Below are 16,912 nucleotides of genomic sequence, written 5' to 3'. Positions count from 1 at the left end.
AGAGGAGAGCGCTCTCCGTGGTCTTCGCTGGTGAGCGCGGTGATGGTGGCCGGCCCGGCGAACCGGGCGCCGGTCGCCGGTAGTTGAGGTCTTGTCACGGTCCGTGCCCAGCCCGTAAGTTGTCCGCTTGCGACGTGTCCTACAGCCAGTGGGGGAGCCCAGTCATGGCCGCAACCGGTCGGCACCGCAGGTACCAGCCGAGTCGTATCAACCGTGCGTCGCTGACCGTTACGGCGGGCGGCGCGGGGATGGCACTGCCGTTCATAGCCGCGGGGTCCGCGCACGGGGCGTCGGTCGACGTCTGGGAGAAGGTCGCCGCCTGTGAGTCGACCAACAACTGGCAGATCAACACCGGTAACGGCTATTACGGCGGGCTCCAGTTCAGCCAGTCCACCTGGGAGGCGTACGGCGGCGAGCGGTATGCCCCGCGCGCCGATCTCGCCACCAAGGACCAGCAGATCGCGATAGCCGAGAAGGTGCTCAAGGGGCAGGGCCCCGGGGCCTGGCCCTCCTGCTCGCCCGGCGCCGGCCTGACCCGGGGCGGCGACGCACCGGACATCACCCCGGACCGCTCCCGCGACGGCGGCAACACACCCAGGGCCGCGAGCGAGCGGACGAGCGGCCCGATCCAGACCAAGGCCGCGCAGGGCGCGAGGACCGAGCAGAGCCGACCGAAGAAGGCGTCCCCCACCACCGTCCCGACGCAGCGCGAGGGATACACCGTCGCGCGCGGTGACTCGCTCTCCGCCATCGCCGTCGAGGAGTCCGTCAAGGGCGGCTGGCAGCGGCTGTACGAGGAGAACCGCGGGCTCATCGGCAGTGACCCCGATCTGATCTTCCCCGGCCAGAAGCTCGTCCTGCATGTCCTCGCGCCCCCGAAGGGCAGCGCCGCCACCGCTCCGCCCAAGGACACGGCGAAGCCCGTACCGGCCGAGAAGCCGAAGCAGGCGGTCCAGCAGAAGAAGCAGAAGGCGCAGGACAAGCCGGAACAGGCCGCGAAGCCGAAGCAGACGGAGCAGAAGACCCAGCAGGCCGCGAAGCCCAAGCCCCAGCAGCAGGCGGCCAAGCCCAAGCCGAAGCCGCAGCAGGTCAAGGCGCCCGCCCGCGCCGAGAAGCCCGCCTCGGGCGCGGTCTCCGCCCCGGTCTCCGCCTCCACCGGCACCCGGTACGGCCAGCCCGGCTCCTGGGCCAGCGGCTATCACACGGGCGTCGACTTCCCGGTCCCCACCGGCACTTCGGTCAAGGCCGTCGCCGCCGGGCATGTCGTCTCGGCCGGCTGGGCGGGCTCGTACGGCTACCAGGTCGTGATCCGGCACGCCGACGGCAAGTACAGCCAGTACGCGCATCTCTCCGCGCTCAATGTGCGCGAGGGCCAGCAGGTCAGCGGCGGCCAGCGGATCGCCAGGTCAGGGTCGACCGGTAACAGTACGGGGCCGCATCTCCATTTCGAGATGCGTACGGGGCCGGACTACGGCTCCGACATCGACCCGCTGGCCTATCTGCGGGCCGCGGGCATCCGCGTCTGAGGCTCCTCCCAGGGCCGGGGCCACGGCATCGTCCGGGGCCCCGGCGGGACCGGGCACCGTGGCGTGGTCCACCGGAGCCGCCGGGCCGCCCGGCGAGGACACCCCGGGCCGCTCCATCGTGAGCAGCACCAGCCCGCCCGCGGCCACGGCGCCGAAGCCCAGCGCCAGCCCCGTGCCGAGGAAGCCGTAGCGGAACTCCTCGCCGAAGAGCGTCAGCCCCACGCCCGCGGCCACCACCGGATTGACGACGGTCACCGTGGCCAGCGGGGCGGCCAGACCGGCGCCCCGGTAGGACGCCTGGGACAGCAGCAGCCCGCCGGCCCCGAGGACCGCGATCAGCAGCAGGCTCGGCACCTGCACGGCCGCGGTGTCCGAGGCCCAGTCCACCGTGACGGTCTTGGTGAAGACCGAGGAGATCCCGAACGCCACACTCGCGGCGGCCGCCAGCAGCACGCCCCGTACCGCCGGCCGCCCCACCCACCGCGCGGCCAGGAACAGCACCCCCACGGCGCCGAACGTGGCCGCGGCCAGGGCGAGCCGGTGCGGGCCGTCCAGCGACTGGGAGTCGCTGCCCGAGGTCAGCGCGAGCAGCCCCACCAGTCCGGCGGTCGCCATGAGCGCGCCGCGCCAGGCGGTGCGCCCCGCCCTGCGGCCCACGAAGAGCGCGGCCAGCGGCAGCGCGAAGACGATGGTGAGCGCCCCCAGCGGCTGGACCAGACTGAGCGGCCCGTACGCCAGCGCCGCGACATGGAGCACCCCGCCCAGCCCGTTCAGCGCCACGGCCGCCCACCACACCCCGTGGTGCAGGGGCGCGTAGGGGCGGTCGGGGGTGTGCGCCGCGACGCGCTCCTGGAGGATCGCGCCGACCGCGTACGCGAGGGCGGAGACCAGGGACAGCAGCACGGACAGCGCGAGGGCACTCATGCGCCCACGATCTCTCCTACGGCTGATTTCGGCGTCGTCCTGAAGAGGTCAATCCGGCGTACTGCTGTCGTAGTACGAGGTGGAGCCGGATGTCCTCCCATAGAGGTAATGTCGCGGATGCTGACCGATGGGGGGACAGGGTGGACCAGCGACACCTGGACGGGACCGGGCCCACACGTCCACACCGACCGGACTTCGCCCTCGTCGGCTCCGTCGGCGGTTTCTTCGCCCTGCGGACCGGCGCACCAGGTCCCGCGCATGTCCCGCTCGCCTCGGTGTACGGGGGCGACCACCGCCCGCTGACGGGCCGGGTCGACACGGTCGCGGCCCGGCTGCGCGCCCCCGAGCGCCGGATCGCCGCCTCGATCGCGCAGCTCGGGCTCGCCGCGCGGCTCTGGTCGGTCGCGCTGGGCAGCGCCGTACTGACGGGCGCCGTCCCCGGCCTCGACCCGCGCGAGCTGCGCTGGGACCCGGACCTCGGCTCGCCCGACGATCTGGTCCTCACGGACGACCCCGCCACGGCCCGGACCCTGCCCGCCACCGCCGCGAGCGTGCGCGAGGTGGTGCAGTACGGCCATCTCGTCCCGCTCTCCGACGCCCTGCGGCGCGAAGGGCGGATCTCGTCCCGGCTGCTGTGGGGCAATGCCGGTTCCGCGCTCGCCGGAGCCGTCAGGGAGCTGACCCGCTGGGGCGAGCGGAACGGCCGGCCGGAGGTGGCGGAGCGCGCCGGAGCCCTGGCAGCGGAGCTTTTCGGCCACCCCGACCTCCGTACCACCGGTACCTCCCTGCCCGGCACTTCCCTGCTCGGCGCATCGCCGATCGGAGCCTTCAGACGCCGGAGCTGCTGTCTCTATTACCGCTGCCCCACCGGCGCCCTCTGCGGGGACTGTGTCTTCGACCGGCCACCGCCGCGGTCTTCCGTCCGGGCCGAATCCGGGTGACCATGACAGAGCTGCGATCGCCGGGCGGGAACGCGAGAACGGGGGATGGCGTGAAAGTCGGCCTGCTCACGCGCGAATATCCGCCGGACGTCTACGGCGGAGCGGGCGTCCATGTGGAATTCCTCGCTCGCGAACTGCGCGCCCTGACCGATCTCGAAGTGCACTGCTGGGCCGGGAGCGAGGACTCCGCACCCGCGCGGGACGAGGGAGTGGTCCGCCATCGCGCGGCCGCCGGGCTCGACGGGGCCAATGACGCCCTGCGCACCTTCTCGGTGGACCTGTCCATGGCGGCGGCGCTCGACGGACGCGAGCTGGTCCACTCGCACACCTGGTACGCGAATCTCGCCGGCCATGTCGCCAAACTGCTCCACGGCATCCCTCATGTGGTGACCGCCCACTCGCTGGAGCCACTGCGCCCCTGGAAGGCCGAGCAGCTCGGCGGCGGTTACGCCCTCTCCGGCTGGGCGGAGCGTACGGCCATCGAGGCCGCGGACGCCGTCGTCGCCGTCTCCCGGGGCATGCGCGACGACATCCTCACCTGCTACCCCGCGCTCGACCCCGCCAGGGTGCGGGTCATCCACAACGGCATCGACACCCGGCTCTACCGCCCCGACCAGGGCACCGCCGTACTGGAGCGGATCGGACTCGACCCCGAGCGCCCCTTCGTCCTCTTCGTCGGCCGGATCACCCGCCAGAAGGGCGTTCCGCATCTGCTGCGCGCCGCCCGCGCGCTCGACCCCGACGCACAGCTCGTGCTCTGCGCGGGCGCGCCCGACACCCCGGAGATCGGCCGGGAGTTCCGTGAGCTGGTCGAGGAGTTGGGAAGGACCAGGGACGGTGTCCACTGGATCCCCGAGATGCTGCCGCGCCCCGAGGTGATCCAGCTCCTCACCCATGCCACGGTGTTCGTCTGCCCCTCGGTGTACGAGCCGCTCGGCATCGTCAATCTGGAGGCCATGGCCTGCGGCACGGCCGTGGTCGCCTCGGCGGTCGGGGGTATCCCCGAGGTGGTGGACGACGGCGGTACGGGACTGCTCGTACCGTACGACGAACGCCATCCGGAGGCCTTCGAGTCCGGCCTCACCGAAGCTCTCAACCGGGTGCTCGACGAGCCCGAGTCGGCGGCCCGGATGGGGGCGGCGGGCCGGGAACGCGCGGTGCGTGACTTCGGCTGGGACCAGGTCGCCCGGCGTACGTTCGAGCTGTACGAGGAGCTTCTCAAGTAGCCCGGACGGTGCCCGGGCGAACAGAACCCGAACAGAACCCGAACAGAGGGAGCGGCGATGCGTGGCGGACCTTCGGTACTCGGGATCGTCCTGGCGGGCGGGGAGGGCAAACGGCTGATGCCGCTCACCGCGGACCGGGCCAAGCCGGCGGTGACCTTCGGCGGTACGTACCGCCTGGTCGACTTCGTGCTGTCGAATCTGGTGAACGGCGACATCCTGCGGATCTGTGTGCTGACGCAGTACAAGTCGCACTCGCTGGACCGGCATGTGAGCACCACCTGGCGGATGTCGAGTCTGCTCGGGAACTATGTGACCCCCGTCCCCGCGCAGCAGCGGCTCGGCCCGCGCTGGTATCTGGGCAGCGCGGACGCGATCCTCCAGTCCCTCAATCTCGTCCATGACGAACAGCCGGACTACATCGCGGTGTTCGGGGCCGACCATGTGTACCGGATGGATCCGCGCCAGATGCTCAAGCAGCACATCGAGAACGGCGCCGGTGTCACCGTCGCGGGGATCAGGGTGCCGCGCGCCGAGGCCTCGTCCTTCGGGGTCATCACGCCCGCCACGGACGGCACCCAGGTCGAGCGGTTCCTGGAGAAGCCGGCCGATCCGCCCGGACTGCCCGGCGACCCCGAGCGGGTCTTCGCCTCGATGGGCAACTACCTCTTCACCACCAAGGTCCTCGTCGACGCGCTGCACCGGGACGCCGAGGACGAGAACTCGGTGCACGACATGGGCGGTTCGATCCTGCCGATGCTCACCGAGCGGGGCATGGCCCAGATCTATGACTTCCAGGACAACCATGTGCCGGGGGAGACGCCCCGCGAGCACGGCTACTGGCGCGATGTGGGCACCCTCGACTCGTACTACGACGCCCATCTGGACCTGATCTCGGACCAGCCGGTCTTCCGTCTCGACAACCGGCGCTGGCCCATCTACACGCACCCCGGCCAGCTTCCGCCCGCGCGGTTCGTGGCGGGCGGTATCGCGAGCGAGTCGGTGGTCGGACCCGGCTGTGTCATCCGCGGCCAGGTCACCCGGTCCGTGCTGTCGCCGGGGGTCGTGGTGGCGGAGGGCGCGGTGGTGCAGGGCTCGGTGCTGCACGACAACGTACGGATCGGGCGGGGCGCGGTGGTGCGCGGCTCGATCCTCGACAAGAACGTGGATGTCCCGCCCGGCGCGACGATCGGTGTCAACCCGGTCCGCGACCGGGAGCTGTACACCGTCTCGCCGAACGGGATCATCGCGCTGGGCAAGGGGCAGCGGGTGCTCTGACGGGCCGGGCGCGGGTCCCGGCCCGTGACACGGCCGGTCGTACGGTCAGAGCATCCGGCGCCGCCGCCCCAGCCAGGTCTGGGCGATCACCACGACCGCCAGGAACGCGCCGCTGACGACCTGCTGGTACGCCGAGTCCAGCGAGCCGATCTGGTTGATGACGTTCTGGATGACCTTCAGCAGCAGCACACCCACCAGCGACCCGCTGATGAAGCCGAAACCGCCGGTCAGCAGGGTGCCGCCGATGACCACTGCCGAGATCGCCTCCAGCTCCATACCGGCACCCAGAATGGTCACCCCGGAGACCAGCCAGGCCGCGTTCAGCGCGCCCGCCAGCCCGGCGCAGAGCCCGGACAGGGTGTAGACGGCGATCTTCGTACGGGTCACCGGGGCGCCCATCAGGGCCGCCGCGTCCTCGTTGCCGCCGACCGCGTACACGTACTGCCCGAACCGGCTCCGGCGCAGCGCGACCGCTCCCAGCACGAAGAGCGCCACCGTGATCCACACCGGAACGCCGATCCCCAGGAGGGTGTCCTGCCCGAGGCGGGCGAAGAAGGAGGTCTCGTCCACCAGATAGGTGGTCGAACCCTCGTCGGTGACCGACAGCAGCACACCGCGCGCCAGCAGCATCGCGGCCAGCGTCACGATGAACGGAGCCAGCCGTGCCCGGGCGATCAGCAGACCGTTGACCAGGCCGATCAGTCCGCACACCGCGAGCGGCAGCAGCAGGGCGACGGCCGTGCCGTACTGGGAACCCCAGGCGGCGAGCACCCCGCCGAGCGCGAACAGCGAGCCCACCGACAGATCGATACCGCCGGTGATGATCACAAAGGTCATGCCGAGGGCGACCACGGCGAGGAACGCCGAGGAGACCGCCATGTTCTCCAGATTGTCGCCGGTCGCGAAGGTGTCGAAGCCGATCGAGGCGGCGACGGCCACCAGGATCAGGGTGACGAGGGCGCCGTGCTGCTGCGCCAGGGCGCTCAGCCGCTCGGCCCGGCCCGCACCGGGCGGCTCCTCGGCCATCGGCACCGAACCGGCCCTGGCCTCGACGGAGTCGCCTGTCTCCACCGTGGTCACCGCTTCCCCCGTTCCCGAGCCGCGTACACCGCGAGCACGATCACCACTGCTTGGGCGATCTGCGTCCAGGACGGCGGCAGATCGTGCTTGATGAGCGTGGCCGTGAGCAACTGGATCAGCACGGCGCCCGCCACCGTGCCGCCGATCCTGATCCGTCCGCCGCTCAGCGGCGTGCCGCCGACCACCACGGCGGTGATCGCGGACAGCTCCATCAGCGTCCCCAGCGAGGTCGGATCGCTCGCCTGGAGCCGGGCGGTGGCCAGTACGCCCGCGACCGCGGCGAGCACGCCCGAGCAGATGTAGACCGTGATCAGCACCCGGCGGACCGGCAGTCCGGCGAGTTTCGCGGCCGGCCTGCTGTCGCCGATCGCGAGAAGCTGCCGGCCGAAGGTGGTGCGCCGTACGGTGAACGCGACGGCCAGGGCCAGCGCGGCGGCGATCAGCGCCGGGTACGGGACGCCGAGCAGATCGCCCGAGCCCAGCGAGGCCATCCCCGGATCCCGGACGTCCTTGAGCTGGGGGAGCAGTACGAGCGCGAGCCCGCGCCCCGCGACCATCAGCGCCAGGGTCGCCACAATGGGCTGCACCCCGATGAACGCGATCAGCGAGCCGTTGGCCAGACCGACCGCGGCTCCGCCGATCAGGGCGACGATCACGGCGATCCAGGGGCCGTAGCCGAGATAGAGCGAGAGCAGCGAGGTCGACAGTGCCATCACCGAGCCGACCGACAGATCGACCCCCTCACTGCCGATGGCCAGCGCCATGCCGAGTGCCACGATCAGGACTGGAGCGACCTGGACGGCCTGGGTACGGAAGTTCTCGGCCGAGAGGAAATGCGGGGTGAACAGCACGTTGGCCAGCAGCAGGACGGCCACACCGGCATAGACGCCGTACTCCTGAAGGAACGTCAGAAGCCTTGCGCGGTCCAGGGGTTCGCGCCGGGACACGGTCAGATTAGTCGTCATGCTCCGTCCCCTCCGGCTCCGCGCGGGACCCCGGTGTGCTTCGGCGCCCCGGGCTGCTCCGAGGCGATCGCGCGCAGCAGCCGCTCCTCCGTCACCGCGGTCCCGGTCAGCTCCGCCACCACCGCGCCGTCCTTGAGGACCACGACCCGGTCCGAGCCCTCGATCAGCTCCTCCATGTCGGAGGAGATCAGCACCACCCCGAGCCCCTCGTCCGCGAGTTCGTCGATCAGCCGCCGTACCTCGGCCTTCGCGCCGACATCGATGCCCCGCGTGGGTTCGTCCAGCAGCATCACCTTGGGCCGCATGGCGAGCCAGCGCGCGAGCAGCACCTTCTGCTGATTGCCCCCGGACAGCTCGCCCACCTTCTGGTGCGGCCCGGCGGTCTTGATCCGCAGCCGCTTCACAAAGGTGTCCACGACCCGGTCGACCCTGGCGTCGTCGACCAGCCCGAAGCGGGCGAGTCCGGGCAGCGCGGCCAGGGCGATGTTCTCCCGTACGGAGAGTCCGGGCACGATGCCCTCGGCCTTGCGGTCCTCGGGCAGCAGACTGATGCCCGCCCTGATCGCGGCGGGTGTGGAGCCGGTCCGTACGGGAAGTCCCGCCACCAGCACCTGACCGCTGTCGGGCGGCAGCGCCCCGGCGACGGCCCGGGCGGTCTCGCTGCGGCCGGAGCCCAGCAGCCCGCCCAGCCCCACCACCTCACCGGGCCGCACCGCCACCGACACCCCGTGCAGGGAGTGACGTACTGTCAGATCCCTTGCTTCGAGCACCGGTTCGCCTCCGGTCGCGCGTGCCTCGGTGGTCGCGGCGCGCGCCTCGCCCAGCTCGCGGCCCAGCATCAGCGACACCAGGCTCAGCCGGTCGAGATCGGCGAGGAGCCCGGTGTGCACCCGCTTGCCGTCGCGCAGCACGGTGACCGTGTCGCAGACCTCGTACAGCTCGTCGAGCCGGTGGCTGACATAGATCACCGCGATCCCGCGCTCCTTGAGCGCCCTGATCACCCCGAACAGGGTGCGGACCTCACGTGGTTCGAGCGAGGAGGTCGGCTCGTCCATCACCACCAGCCGGGCGTCCGCCGCCATGGCCCGCGCCAGCGCCACCATCTGCTGGGCGCCGACTCCGAGCGAGCGCAGGGGCCTTCGTACATCGACCCGCAGGCCGAGCGCGCGCAGGGCCTCGTCCGCCTCCCGGTGCATCCGGCCGAAGTCGATCAGCCCGAGCCGCCCCCGGGGCTCGCGCCCGAGGAACAGATTGCGGGCCACGCTCATCAGCGGGACGAGATTGACCTCCTGGTAGATCGTGGAGATCCCGGCGTGCTGGGCCTCCAGCGGGGTGGCGAACCGTACCGGCCGGCCCTGGAGGACGATCTCGCCCGCGTCCGGCCGGTACACCCCGGTGAGCAGCTTGATCAGGGTGGACTTGCCGGCGCCGTTCTCCCCGATCAGCGCGTGGACCTCGCCGGGCCCGACGGAGAGGTCCACTCCGTCCAGGGCCCGGGCGCCGGGGAAGGTCTTGGTCAGTCCGGTCACCGACAGCATGTCAGTAGGCCTTGCTCAGACCGGACTCGGCGTTCTCCTCGGTGTACGCGCTGTCCTGGATGACGATGTCCTGGGCGACCTCCTCGCCCTTGGTGAAGGCGTCGAGGGTCTGGAAGGCGAGCGGTCCGAAGCGCGGGTTGGACTCGATGACCCCGGAGATCCAACCGTCGACGATGCCCCGCACCGCGTTGCGCGTCCCGTCCACCGTCACGATCTTGACGTCCCCGGGCTTCTTGCCCGCGCCCTTCAGGGCGTTGACCGCGCCGAGGCCCATCTCGTCGTTCTCGGCGTAGATCCCGGTGATGTCCGGGTTGGACTGGATGAGCTGTTCGGTGACCTGCTGGCCCTTCTCGCGGGCGAACTCGCCGGTCTGCTCGAACACCACCTTGAGGCCCGGGGCCTCGGCCGCGATCCGGTCCTTGAACCCCTTGGTGCGCTCGGTGGTGACATTGTTCCCGGCGGCGCCCAGCAGGATGGCGACCTCGCCCTTGCCGCCGGTCGCCTCGATCATCCGGTCCGCGGCCCGTTTGCCCTGCTCGATGAAGTCCGAGCCGATGAAGCTCACATAGTCCTTGCAGGGCGTCGCGTTGATCTTCCGGTCGACGGTCACGATCGGGATCCTCTTCGCCGCGGCGGCGCGCAGCACCGGGCCCCAGCCGTCCGAGTTGAGCGGGGCGATCACCAGCAGATCGGCGCCCTTGGCGATCAGGTCCTGCACATCGCTGATCTGCTTGGAGAACTGGCTCTGCGCGTTGGCGGTGAGCAGCTTGACGCCCCGCTTCTCCGCCTCGGCCTTGATGGAGGCGGTCTCGGCGATCCGGAAGGGGTTGGCCTCCTTCTCGGACTGGGAGAAGCCGACGGTCGCGGTGGCGAGATCGGTCTTCGCGCCGCCGAACCGGTCGATGGCGCAGGTCCCGGTGTTCCCGGCGCTCGGAGTGGCGACCACCTGGCCCGCGCCGCTGTCGTCGGCTGCGGAGGAGGTGTCACCGGCCGCGTCGTCCTCGGACTTCGCGCATCCGGTGAGCGCGAGGGCGGCGGTGAGAGCGGCGGCAAGCACGGTCGTGGTCGTGTGGCGGCGGACGGCGGAAGACTTCATGGCGGAACCCCATCTCGGCGCGGCCCCGGCGCGCTGAGCGCCCACGGGAGGTCAACTCGTACGGTCGATCGGTGCGTTGAGCGTGCGTGGAGAGTGTTCGGAAGGCTTTTTACATCGTTGTACGAGACCTGTAAACCCCTCCTGCCACAACAGCCCGCCGGCCCGCGGTCACGGTCGGCCGAGGCCCTGTCTGACACATAGCGCCGTCCGCCCGCAGGGCGGGGCCTGCGGCGTCCGGTGCGTGCGATCGCAAGGCGGAGGATCAGTCTCGTACTGGACGTACTTGACTGACTCCGACAACACAGCGAGCGTGCGTGCCGGGCGTCGCAGGCCAGGCGGGATGTGTCAGACAGGGCCGAGCGTGCTCTCCCGCTCCACCAGGGTGAAATCCGCCCGGAGTTCACGTGCCGAAGCGGCTTCCGGGGCCGTCGCGCCGTCGCGCAGCCGCTCCACCACCGACTGCACCGCGAGCCGGGCGATGGTGTGCTTGGCCGGGGAGATCGTGGTCAGGGTGACCGTGCCGTAGCGGCCCTCGGTGATGTCGTCGAAGCCGACCACCGCGACATCCTCCGGCACCCGCAGTCCGCGCTCCGACAGCACCCGCATCGCCCCGATGGCGATCAGGTCGTTGTACGCGAAGACCGCGTCCGGCAGCACCCCGGAGTCCAGCAGCCGCGCCATCGCCGCCGCGCCGTCCGCGTGGTCCCAGCCGCCCGTCGGCGCGACGAGCGAGTCCGGCGCGGGGACCCCCGCCGCCGTCAGCTCCGTGCGCCAGCCGCGCAGTCGGAGCTGTGAGGGTTCGTTGACGCGGTCCGTACGGGCGCCGAGGAAGGCGATCCCGGTGCGGCCGAGTTCCAGCAGATGCCGGACCGCCGTCCTGGCCGCCGCGACATTGTCGATCGCGATGTGGTCGTACGGCAGGTCGTACTCCCGCTCGCCGAGCAGCACCAGCGGCGCGTCGTGGTCGCGGCCGAGCAGATCCTCCGGCTCCAGCTCGATGGGGCTCAGGATGAGCCCGTCGATGACCCGCGCCCGGAACCCCTGGCTGACCAGGATCTCCTGCTCGCGCCGGCCCCCGGTGTGATCGAGCAGCACGGTGTACTCGTGCTCCGCTGCCACATCGATCACCGCGCCCGCCAGCTCGGCGAAGTACGGGTTGCCCAGCTCGGGCACGGCCAGCGCGAGAATGCCCGTACGCCCCTTGCGCAGATGACGCGCCGTCAGATTGGGCCGGTAGCCCAGCTCGTCGATCGCCCGCTGGACCCGCTCCCGCATCGCCGGTGTCACATGCCGGTAGTTGTTGACCACGTTCGACACGGTCTTGATGGAGACGCCCGCGCGCTCCGCGACATCCTTGAGGCTGACGTTCATCGGCACTTCCCCTCCGGGGCGGCCCCCGAGGATCCGCCCCCGCCCATTTTGTACAACGTTATATATGGCGCCGATCCGCACTCCGTCAGGACCCTGGACAGCGGACGAACGGCATGCTGTCATGCCAACTGCCGCTCCTTCCAACGTTGTACAGACTGTCGTGACGAGCCGCAACGAGCCGCCACCCTCAGCTTCAAGGAGGACTTGTGCGCATCCGAAGAAAACTGGCCCTCTTGCTCGCCGCCGTTCTCGGCGTCGCGGGACTCACCGCGGTCCCGGCCGCCTCGGCCGCCGGCGATCCCGTCGAGGCCCGTGGTCTCAAGGGCGAGTACTACACCCAGTCCGCCCCGGGAGCCTTTGACTTCCATGAACTCAAGGCAACCGCCTTTGACCCCGCCATCGACTTCGGCAACCTCGAACCACGACTCACCGCCACCACCGGACGGGCGGACGATGTCACCGTCCGCTGGACCGGGAAGATCGTGCCGGAGACCAGTGGTGCGCACACTTTCTCCATCATCGGCGACAACGGCTTCCGGCTCTGGATCGACGGCAGCCTCGCCATCGACCACTGGGTGGACGACTGGGACAGGGAACAGACCGCGCAGCCCATCGATCTGACGGCAGGTCAGGCCTACGACATCAAGGTGGAGTACTTCGAGCACTACGGCGGCTCGAATCTGCACCTCAGGTGGACCGAGCCCGGCGGTACGAAGCGGCCGGTGCCCCAGTCCGCCTTCCGGCTCCCCGACGGCTTCGCGTACGACGGAGCCCTCGCCGCCACCGTACTGCCCGACGGCCGCACCCTCCGGCTCGACTTCGCCCAGAGCCTCGCCCGGCCGCCCGCCGGGCTCGCCGCCCATCTCGGCGCGGTCATCGGCGGCGCCGTCTGGCCGCTGGGCTCGGTCAGAAGCGACCCCGCGGACACCCGGCGGCTGCTTGTGAGCCTCAAGGAACCGGTCGTCGGCAAGGGCGGCACCGCCGATGTGCGGTACGACGGAGCGGGCGGGCTCGCGGCGAAGGAGGGCAAGCCCGTCGCGGCCTTCTGGAGCAGCGGGCCCAACACCTCCACCTATGAACTGAGCACCCCCTGGGCCAAGGACGTGGGCCCGGGCAACGCCCATCCCGAGTACCCCAGGCCCCAGTTGACCCGCGACGCCTGGCAGAACCTCAACGGGCGCTGGGAGTTCGCCGCCGCTGAGGAGGGCGAACGCCCGCCCGTCGGCAGGACGCTTGCCGAGCGCGTCCTCGTTCCGTACCCCGTGGAGTCGCAGCTCTCCGGTGTCGAGCGGCACGAGGACCGGATGTGGTACCGCCGTACGTTCACCGTCCCGCAGGGCTGGCGGATCGGCGACGGCAAGCGGCTCCAGCTCAACTTCGACGCCGTCGACTGGAAGGCCGAGGTGTATGTCAACGGCACCAAGGTCACCGAACACAAGGGCGGTTACGACCGGTTCAGCGCCGATGTCACCGACGCGCTCAAGCCCGGCCGTACCCAGGAGCTGATCGTCGGTGTGTACGACCCCACCGACGCCGCCGACGGCGAGAACCCGCCGATGGGCAAACAGCGCCTGGACCCCAGCGGTATCTGGTACACGGCGTCCTCCGGCATCTGGCAGACGGTCTGGATGGAGCCCGTCGCGCCCGACCACGCGGACTCGCTCAAGCTGACGCCCGATGTGGCGGGGGAGCGGCTGGCCGTCGAGGTGCGCGGGATACGGGACGGGGTGCCGGTCACGGCCACCGCGTACGCGGGCGGGCGCAAGGTCGGCACCGCCACCGGCCGCACCGGAGCGCCGCTGAGCGTGCCCGTCCGCGATCCTCGGCTCTGGTCGCCCGACGACCCGTATCTCTACCGGCTGGAGGTGACCGCGGGCGCGGACCGGATCGGCAGCTACTTCGGTATGCGCTCGATCGCCGTGGAAACGGTCGACGGCGCCCCGCGCACGGTCCTGAACGGTGAGCCGGTCTTCCTGATGGCCACGCTCGACCAGGGCTTCTGGCCCGACGGGCTGCACACCGCGCCCACCGACGAGGCACTCGCGTACGACCTGAGGACGCACAAACGGCTGGGCTTCAACTCCGTGCGCAAGCACATCAAGGTCGAACCCGACCGCTGGTTCTACTGGGCCGACCGGCTCGGTCTGCTGGTCTGGCAGGACATGCCGGCGATGAACACGGTCAACCCGGACGCGGAGTCCCGCGCCCAGTACGAGCACGAGATGAAGGAGATGATCGACCAGCACGCGAGCAGCCCCTCGGTGATCATGTGGGTCACCTTCAACGAGGGCTGGGGCCAGTACGACCAGGCGCGCGTCGCCGACCAGGCCAAGGCATGGGACCCGACCCGGCTGATCAACAACATGAGCGGCCTCAACTGCTGCGGCGCGGTCGACGGCGGCAACGGCGACATCGCCGACGCGCACGGCTATCCGAGCGCCCAAATCCCAGCGCCCGACGGCAGAAGGGCCCTGGTCAGCGGCGAGTACGGCGGTCTCGGACTCGCGGTGCCCGGCCATGCGTGGCCCGTGCAGCACACCTATGTCGGGGTCGACCAGGCCGCGTACACCGACGAGTATCTGGCGCAGCTCGACAACGTCAGATCACTGGCCTGCCGGGGGAGCAACGGTGCGGTCTACACCCAGATCAGCGATGTGGAGGGCGAGTTGAACGGACTGCTCACCTATGACCGTACGGTGCTGAAGCCGGACGCGGAGCGGCTGAGGGCAGCGCACGAGGCGCTGATACGGGACGCCTCCGATCCGGCGTCGATGGAGTGCGCGGGCTCTTGATCCCTGCGTCCTGAACCGGCTGAACGGCCCTGGTCCGCCCGTGTATTGGGCGGGCCGGGGTCGCTCCGTTTCCGTCCCGGACCGGCCCTTCGCGCTCACGGTCCGGTCATTCGTACGCGCGGACCGTAGCGGTCCTGGAGAAACCGCCCTTCCTGGTCCGCCGTGGGAATAGTGATCCGGCCAGCCGCCTTGCACACTCTGTTGTGCCGGGCGGCGGTCCGGTGTGATCGGCAGGAACGAGGAGCACCATGCCCAAGGCCATCTCCAAGGCGTATGTCCATACCCGGCACGGCGGCCCGGAGGTGGAGACCTTCGCCGAGCTGCCCGTGCCCAGCCCCGGCCCGGGACAGCTCCTGGTGGCGGTCCGCGCGGCTGGCGTGAACCCCGTCGACTGGAAGCTGCGCAACGGCTATGTCAGGCCCGGCTCCGCGCCCGCCGAACTGCCCGCCGTCCTCGGCAGCGAGGTGTCGGGCGTGGTCGAGGCGACGGGACCGGGTGTGGAGGGCTTCGCGGTCGGGGACGCGGTCTTCGGCTCCACACTCACCGGCGGTTACGCGGAGTACACCCTGCTGCCGGTCGCGGTCGCCGCGCACAAGCCCGACGCGCTCTCGTTCACGGACGCGGCCACGCTGCCGGTCGCCGCGGCCACCGCGTACGACGGGCTGCGCCAGGCGGACCTCGCGCCCGGTGCCACGCTGCTGATCACGGGCGTGGGCGGGGGAGTGGGGGTGGCCGCGGCACAGATCGCGCGCGGGCTCGGCATCCGGGTCGTCGGCACCGCGAGCGCGGGCAAGAAGGACTTCGTCGAGTCCCTGGGCGCCGTCCATGTCCCGTCGGGCCCCGGCCTCGTGGAGCGGATACGGGCCGCGGCGCCCGGCGGGATCGACGCGGTACTGGACCTGGTCGGCGGCGACGATCTGCGGGCCGTGGCCGAGCTGGTGGCGGACCGTACGAAACTGATCAGCGCGGCCGACAAGGGCACGGTGCCCCAACTGGGCGGCGCGGCACTGGTACGGGCCCGTACCGCGGAGGTCCTCGACGAGGTCGCCAAGCTGGTCCTGGACGGCACACTGCGCCCGTATGTGACCCGGACCTTTCCGCTGGACCGCGCGGACGAGGCACTGCGCGCGGTGGAGGAAGGCCATGTCCGCGGCAAGATAGTGATCGAGGTCGCCGCGTGAGCACATGGTCCGACGGCCCCGAACCGTCCCCGCACCCCCTCGACAACCCTGCCCGTTCCGCGCTGACCGGGCCGCAGGCGCACTTCGCCGAGCGGCGCGGCCGGCTGCTGCGGTACCAGCCCGAGGTGTCGGTCTGGGTGGCCCTGCCCGGCACCGGCGACGGCACCGCCGCCGAGGACTGGGCCGACGCCGCCGCGCTCGCGGGGCCCGGCGGAACCGTCGGGCTCGCGGGCTACAGCGGGCCCTCGCCCGACGGCTGGGAGGTCACGTTCCGGGCGGACGGGGTCCAGCTCGTGGACGCCGGGGTGGCTGCGGCACCGGACGAGGAGGCCGTACTCCTCGGCCCCGCCGATGTGCCCGAGATGCTCGACCTGGTCGAACGCACCCAGCCGGGCCCCTTCATGAGCCGCACCGTCGAGATGGGCACCTATCTCGGCATCCGGCGCGGCGGCGCCCTCGTCGCGATGGCCGGCGAACGGATGCGCCCGCCGGGCTGGTCCGAGATCAGCGCGGTGTGCACCGCCCCGGAATTCCGCGGCCAGGGACTCGCGGCCCGGCTCGTCCTCGCGGTCTCCCATCACATCCGAGCCCGCGGCGAGACCCCCTTCCTGCACGCCGCCGCGAGCAATACGAACGCCATCAGGCTGTACGAATCGCTGGGTTTCCGCCTCCGCAGGAAGACCACGTTCCTCGCCCTGCGCGTCCCGGAGACCCCGGAGGAGGGCGACCGGCGGCCGAGCGCAGGACAAGCCGGATAAGATAGCTGGATTTTGTTGACACCCGGCCCGTCGGTATGCTCCTGACCTGCGGGGATGTCGGCGACGGCAGAAACTTTCCACACGGGACCCCGGTGTACGGGCGAGCTACGAGCGATCGAGGAACGGCAGCGGCGATGACGGTGACAGAGGGCGGCCCCGCGCACGGCGAGAGCCCGGCGTACGGCGGGATTCCGGCGCAGGGCGGGGACCCGTCGTACGGTCCCGGCATCGACCCCGAG

Annotated in this window: 13 protein-coding genes; 7 read left to right on the top strand and 6 right to left on the bottom strand. The window is 71.0% G+C overall.

Annotated elements, in window-relative coordinates:
• Window positions 1-164: 164 nt before the first annotated feature.
• The gene (locus KQY30_RS03150) at window positions 165-1,526 is read left to right on the top strand and encodes a transglycosylase family protein (RefSeq protein ID WP_217305450.1); all 1,362 of its coding nucleotides are present in this window, start codon (window positions 165-167) and stop codon (window positions 1,524-1,526) included.
• On the opposite strand, the gene KQY30_RS03145 is transcribed toward KQY30_RS03150, so the two are convergent.
• On the bottom strand, window positions 1,407-2,450 hold the full coding sequence (locus tag KQY30_RS03145; protein WP_217305449.1) for a DMT family transporter: 1,044 nt from the start codon (window positions 2,448-2,450) through the stop codon (window positions 1,407-1,409). The genes KQY30_RS03150 and KQY30_RS03145 overlap by 120 nt on opposite strands.
• 155 nt (window positions 2,451-2,605) lie before the next feature.
• On the opposite strand from KQY30_RS03145, the gene KQY30_RS03140 reads away from it, so the two are divergent.
• The 3 genes from KQY30_RS03140 to glgC are packed head-to-tail and all read left to right on the top strand — an operon-like array spanning window position 2,606 to window position 5,892.
• A complete protein-coding gene (locus KQY30_RS03140; RefSeq protein WP_254407527.1) occupies window positions 2,606-3,391 on the top strand; it encodes a (2Fe-2S)-binding protein in 786 nt (261 codons plus the stop codon).
• Window positions 3,392-3,441: 50 nt separating this feature from the next.
• Window positions 3,442-4,617, top strand: a complete 1,176-nt coding sequence (glgA, locus tag KQY30_RS03135; protein WP_217305447.1) for a glycogen synthase — start codon at window positions 3,442-3,444, stop codon at window positions 4,615-4,617.
• Between the two features lie 57 nt (window positions 4,618-4,674).
• On the top strand, window positions 4,675-5,892 hold the full coding sequence (gene glgC / locus KQY30_RS03130) for a glucose-1-phosphate adenylyltransferase (RefSeq protein WP_217305446.1): 1,218 nt from the start codon (window positions 4,675-4,677) through the stop codon (window positions 5,890-5,892).
• Window positions 5,893-5,937: 45 nt separating this feature from the next.
• On the opposite strand, the gene KQY30_RS03125 is transcribed toward glgC, so the two are convergent.
• The 5 genes from KQY30_RS03125 to KQY30_RS03105 all read right to left on the bottom strand — a co-directional run bounded on the left by KQY30_RS03125 (window position 5,938) and on the right by KQY30_RS03105 (window position 11,942).
• On the bottom strand, window positions 5,938-6,918 hold the full coding sequence (locus tag KQY30_RS03125; RefSeq protein WP_217310701.1) for an ABC transporter permease: 981 nt from the start codon (window positions 6,916-6,918) through the stop codon (window positions 5,938-5,940).
• Window positions 6,919-6,968: 50 nt separating this feature from the next.
• The gene (locus KQY30_RS03120; protein WP_217305445.1) at window positions 6,969-7,937 is read right to left on the bottom strand and encodes an ABC transporter permease; all 969 of its coding nucleotides are present in this window, start codon (window positions 7,935-7,937) and stop codon (window positions 6,969-6,971) included.
• Window positions 7,934-9,475 (bottom strand): sugar ABC transporter ATP-binding protein, encoded by a 1,542-nt coding sequence (locus tag KQY30_RS03115; RefSeq protein WP_217305444.1) that lies wholly within the window; start codon window positions 9,473-9,475, stop codon window positions 7,934-7,936. Before KQY30_RS03115 ends, KQY30_RS03120 begins: the two co-directional genes overlap by 4 nt.
• 1 nt (window position 9,476) lies before the next feature.
• A complete protein-coding gene (locus tag KQY30_RS03110; RefSeq protein WP_217305443.1) occupies window positions 9,477-10,571 on the bottom strand; it encodes an ABC transporter substrate-binding protein in 1,095 nt (364 codons plus the stop codon).
• A 345-nt stretch (window positions 10,572-10,916) separates the two neighbouring features.
• The gene (locus KQY30_RS03105) at window positions 10,917-11,942 is read right to left on the bottom strand and encodes a LacI family DNA-binding transcriptional regulator (RefSeq protein ID WP_217305442.1); all 1,026 of its coding nucleotides are present in this window, start codon (window positions 11,940-11,942) and stop codon (window positions 10,917-10,919) included.
• Window positions 11,943-12,148: 206 nt separating this feature from the next.
• Here KQY30_RS03105 and KQY30_RS03100 point away from each other — a divergent pair, with 206 nt between their 5' ends.
• From KQY30_RS03100 to KQY30_RS03090, 3 genes are all read left to right on the top strand, one after another.
• Entirely contained in the window at window positions 12,149-14,734 is a 2,586-nt protein-coding gene (locus tag KQY30_RS03100) for a PA14 domain-containing protein (protein WP_217305441.1), read from the top strand.
• 260 nt (window positions 14,735-14,994) lie between these two features.
• Entirely contained in the window at window positions 14,995-15,915 is a 921-nt protein-coding gene (locus KQY30_RS03095) for an NADP-dependent oxidoreductase (RefSeq protein ID WP_217310700.1), read from the top strand.
• Entirely contained in the window at window positions 15,912-16,673 is a 762-nt protein-coding gene (locus KQY30_RS03090; RefSeq protein WP_217305440.1) for a GNAT family N-acetyltransferase, read from the top strand. The genes KQY30_RS03095 and KQY30_RS03090 overlap by 4 nt, the downstream gene beginning before the upstream one ends.
• Window positions 16,674-16,912: the final 239 nt, after the last annotated feature.

Origin of the sequence: Streptomyces sp. GMY02, from assembly GCF_019056675.1 — a bacterium.
GTDB classification, from domain to species: Bacteria; Actinomycetota; Actinomycetes; order Streptomycetales; family Streptomycetaceae; genus Streptomyces; species Streptomyces odonnellii.
This window is presented reverse-complemented; position numbering and strand designations above follow the sequence as displayed.

Excerpts from the sequence above, each read along its gene's own strand:
- glgC (WP_217305446.1), top strand. The coding sequence starts at position 4,675 with ATGCGTGGCGGACCTTCGGTACTCGGGATCGTCCTGGCGGGCGGGGAG.
- KQY30_RS03125 (WP_217310701.1), bottom strand. The coding sequence starts at position 6,918 with ATGGCCGAGGAGCCGCCCGGTGCGGGCCGGGCCGAGCGGCTGAGCGCC.
- KQY30_RS03150 (WP_217305450.1), top strand. The coding sequence starts at position 165 with ATGGCCGCAACCGGTCGGCACCGCAGGTACCAGCCGAGTCGTATCAAC.
- KQY30_RS03145 (WP_217305449.1), bottom strand. The coding sequence starts at position 2,450 with ATGAGTGCCCTCGCGCTGTCCGTGCTGCTGTCCCTGGTCTCCGCCCTC.
- KQY30_RS03105 (WP_217305442.1), bottom strand. The coding sequence starts at position 11,942 with ATGAACGTCAGCCTCAAGGATGTCGCGGAGCGCGCGGGCGTCTCCATC.
- KQY30_RS03115 (WP_217305444.1), bottom strand. The coding sequence starts at position 9,475 with ATGCTGTCGGTGACCGGACTGACCAAGACCTTCCCCGGCGCCCGGGCC.
- KQY30_RS03110 (WP_217305443.1), bottom strand. The coding sequence starts at position 10,571 with ATGAAGTCTTCCGCCGTCCGCCGCCACACGACCACGACCGTGCTTGCC.
- KQY30_RS03120 (WP_217305445.1), bottom strand. The coding sequence starts at position 7,937 with ATGACGACTAATCTGACCGTGTCCCGGCGCGAACCCCTGGACCGCGCA.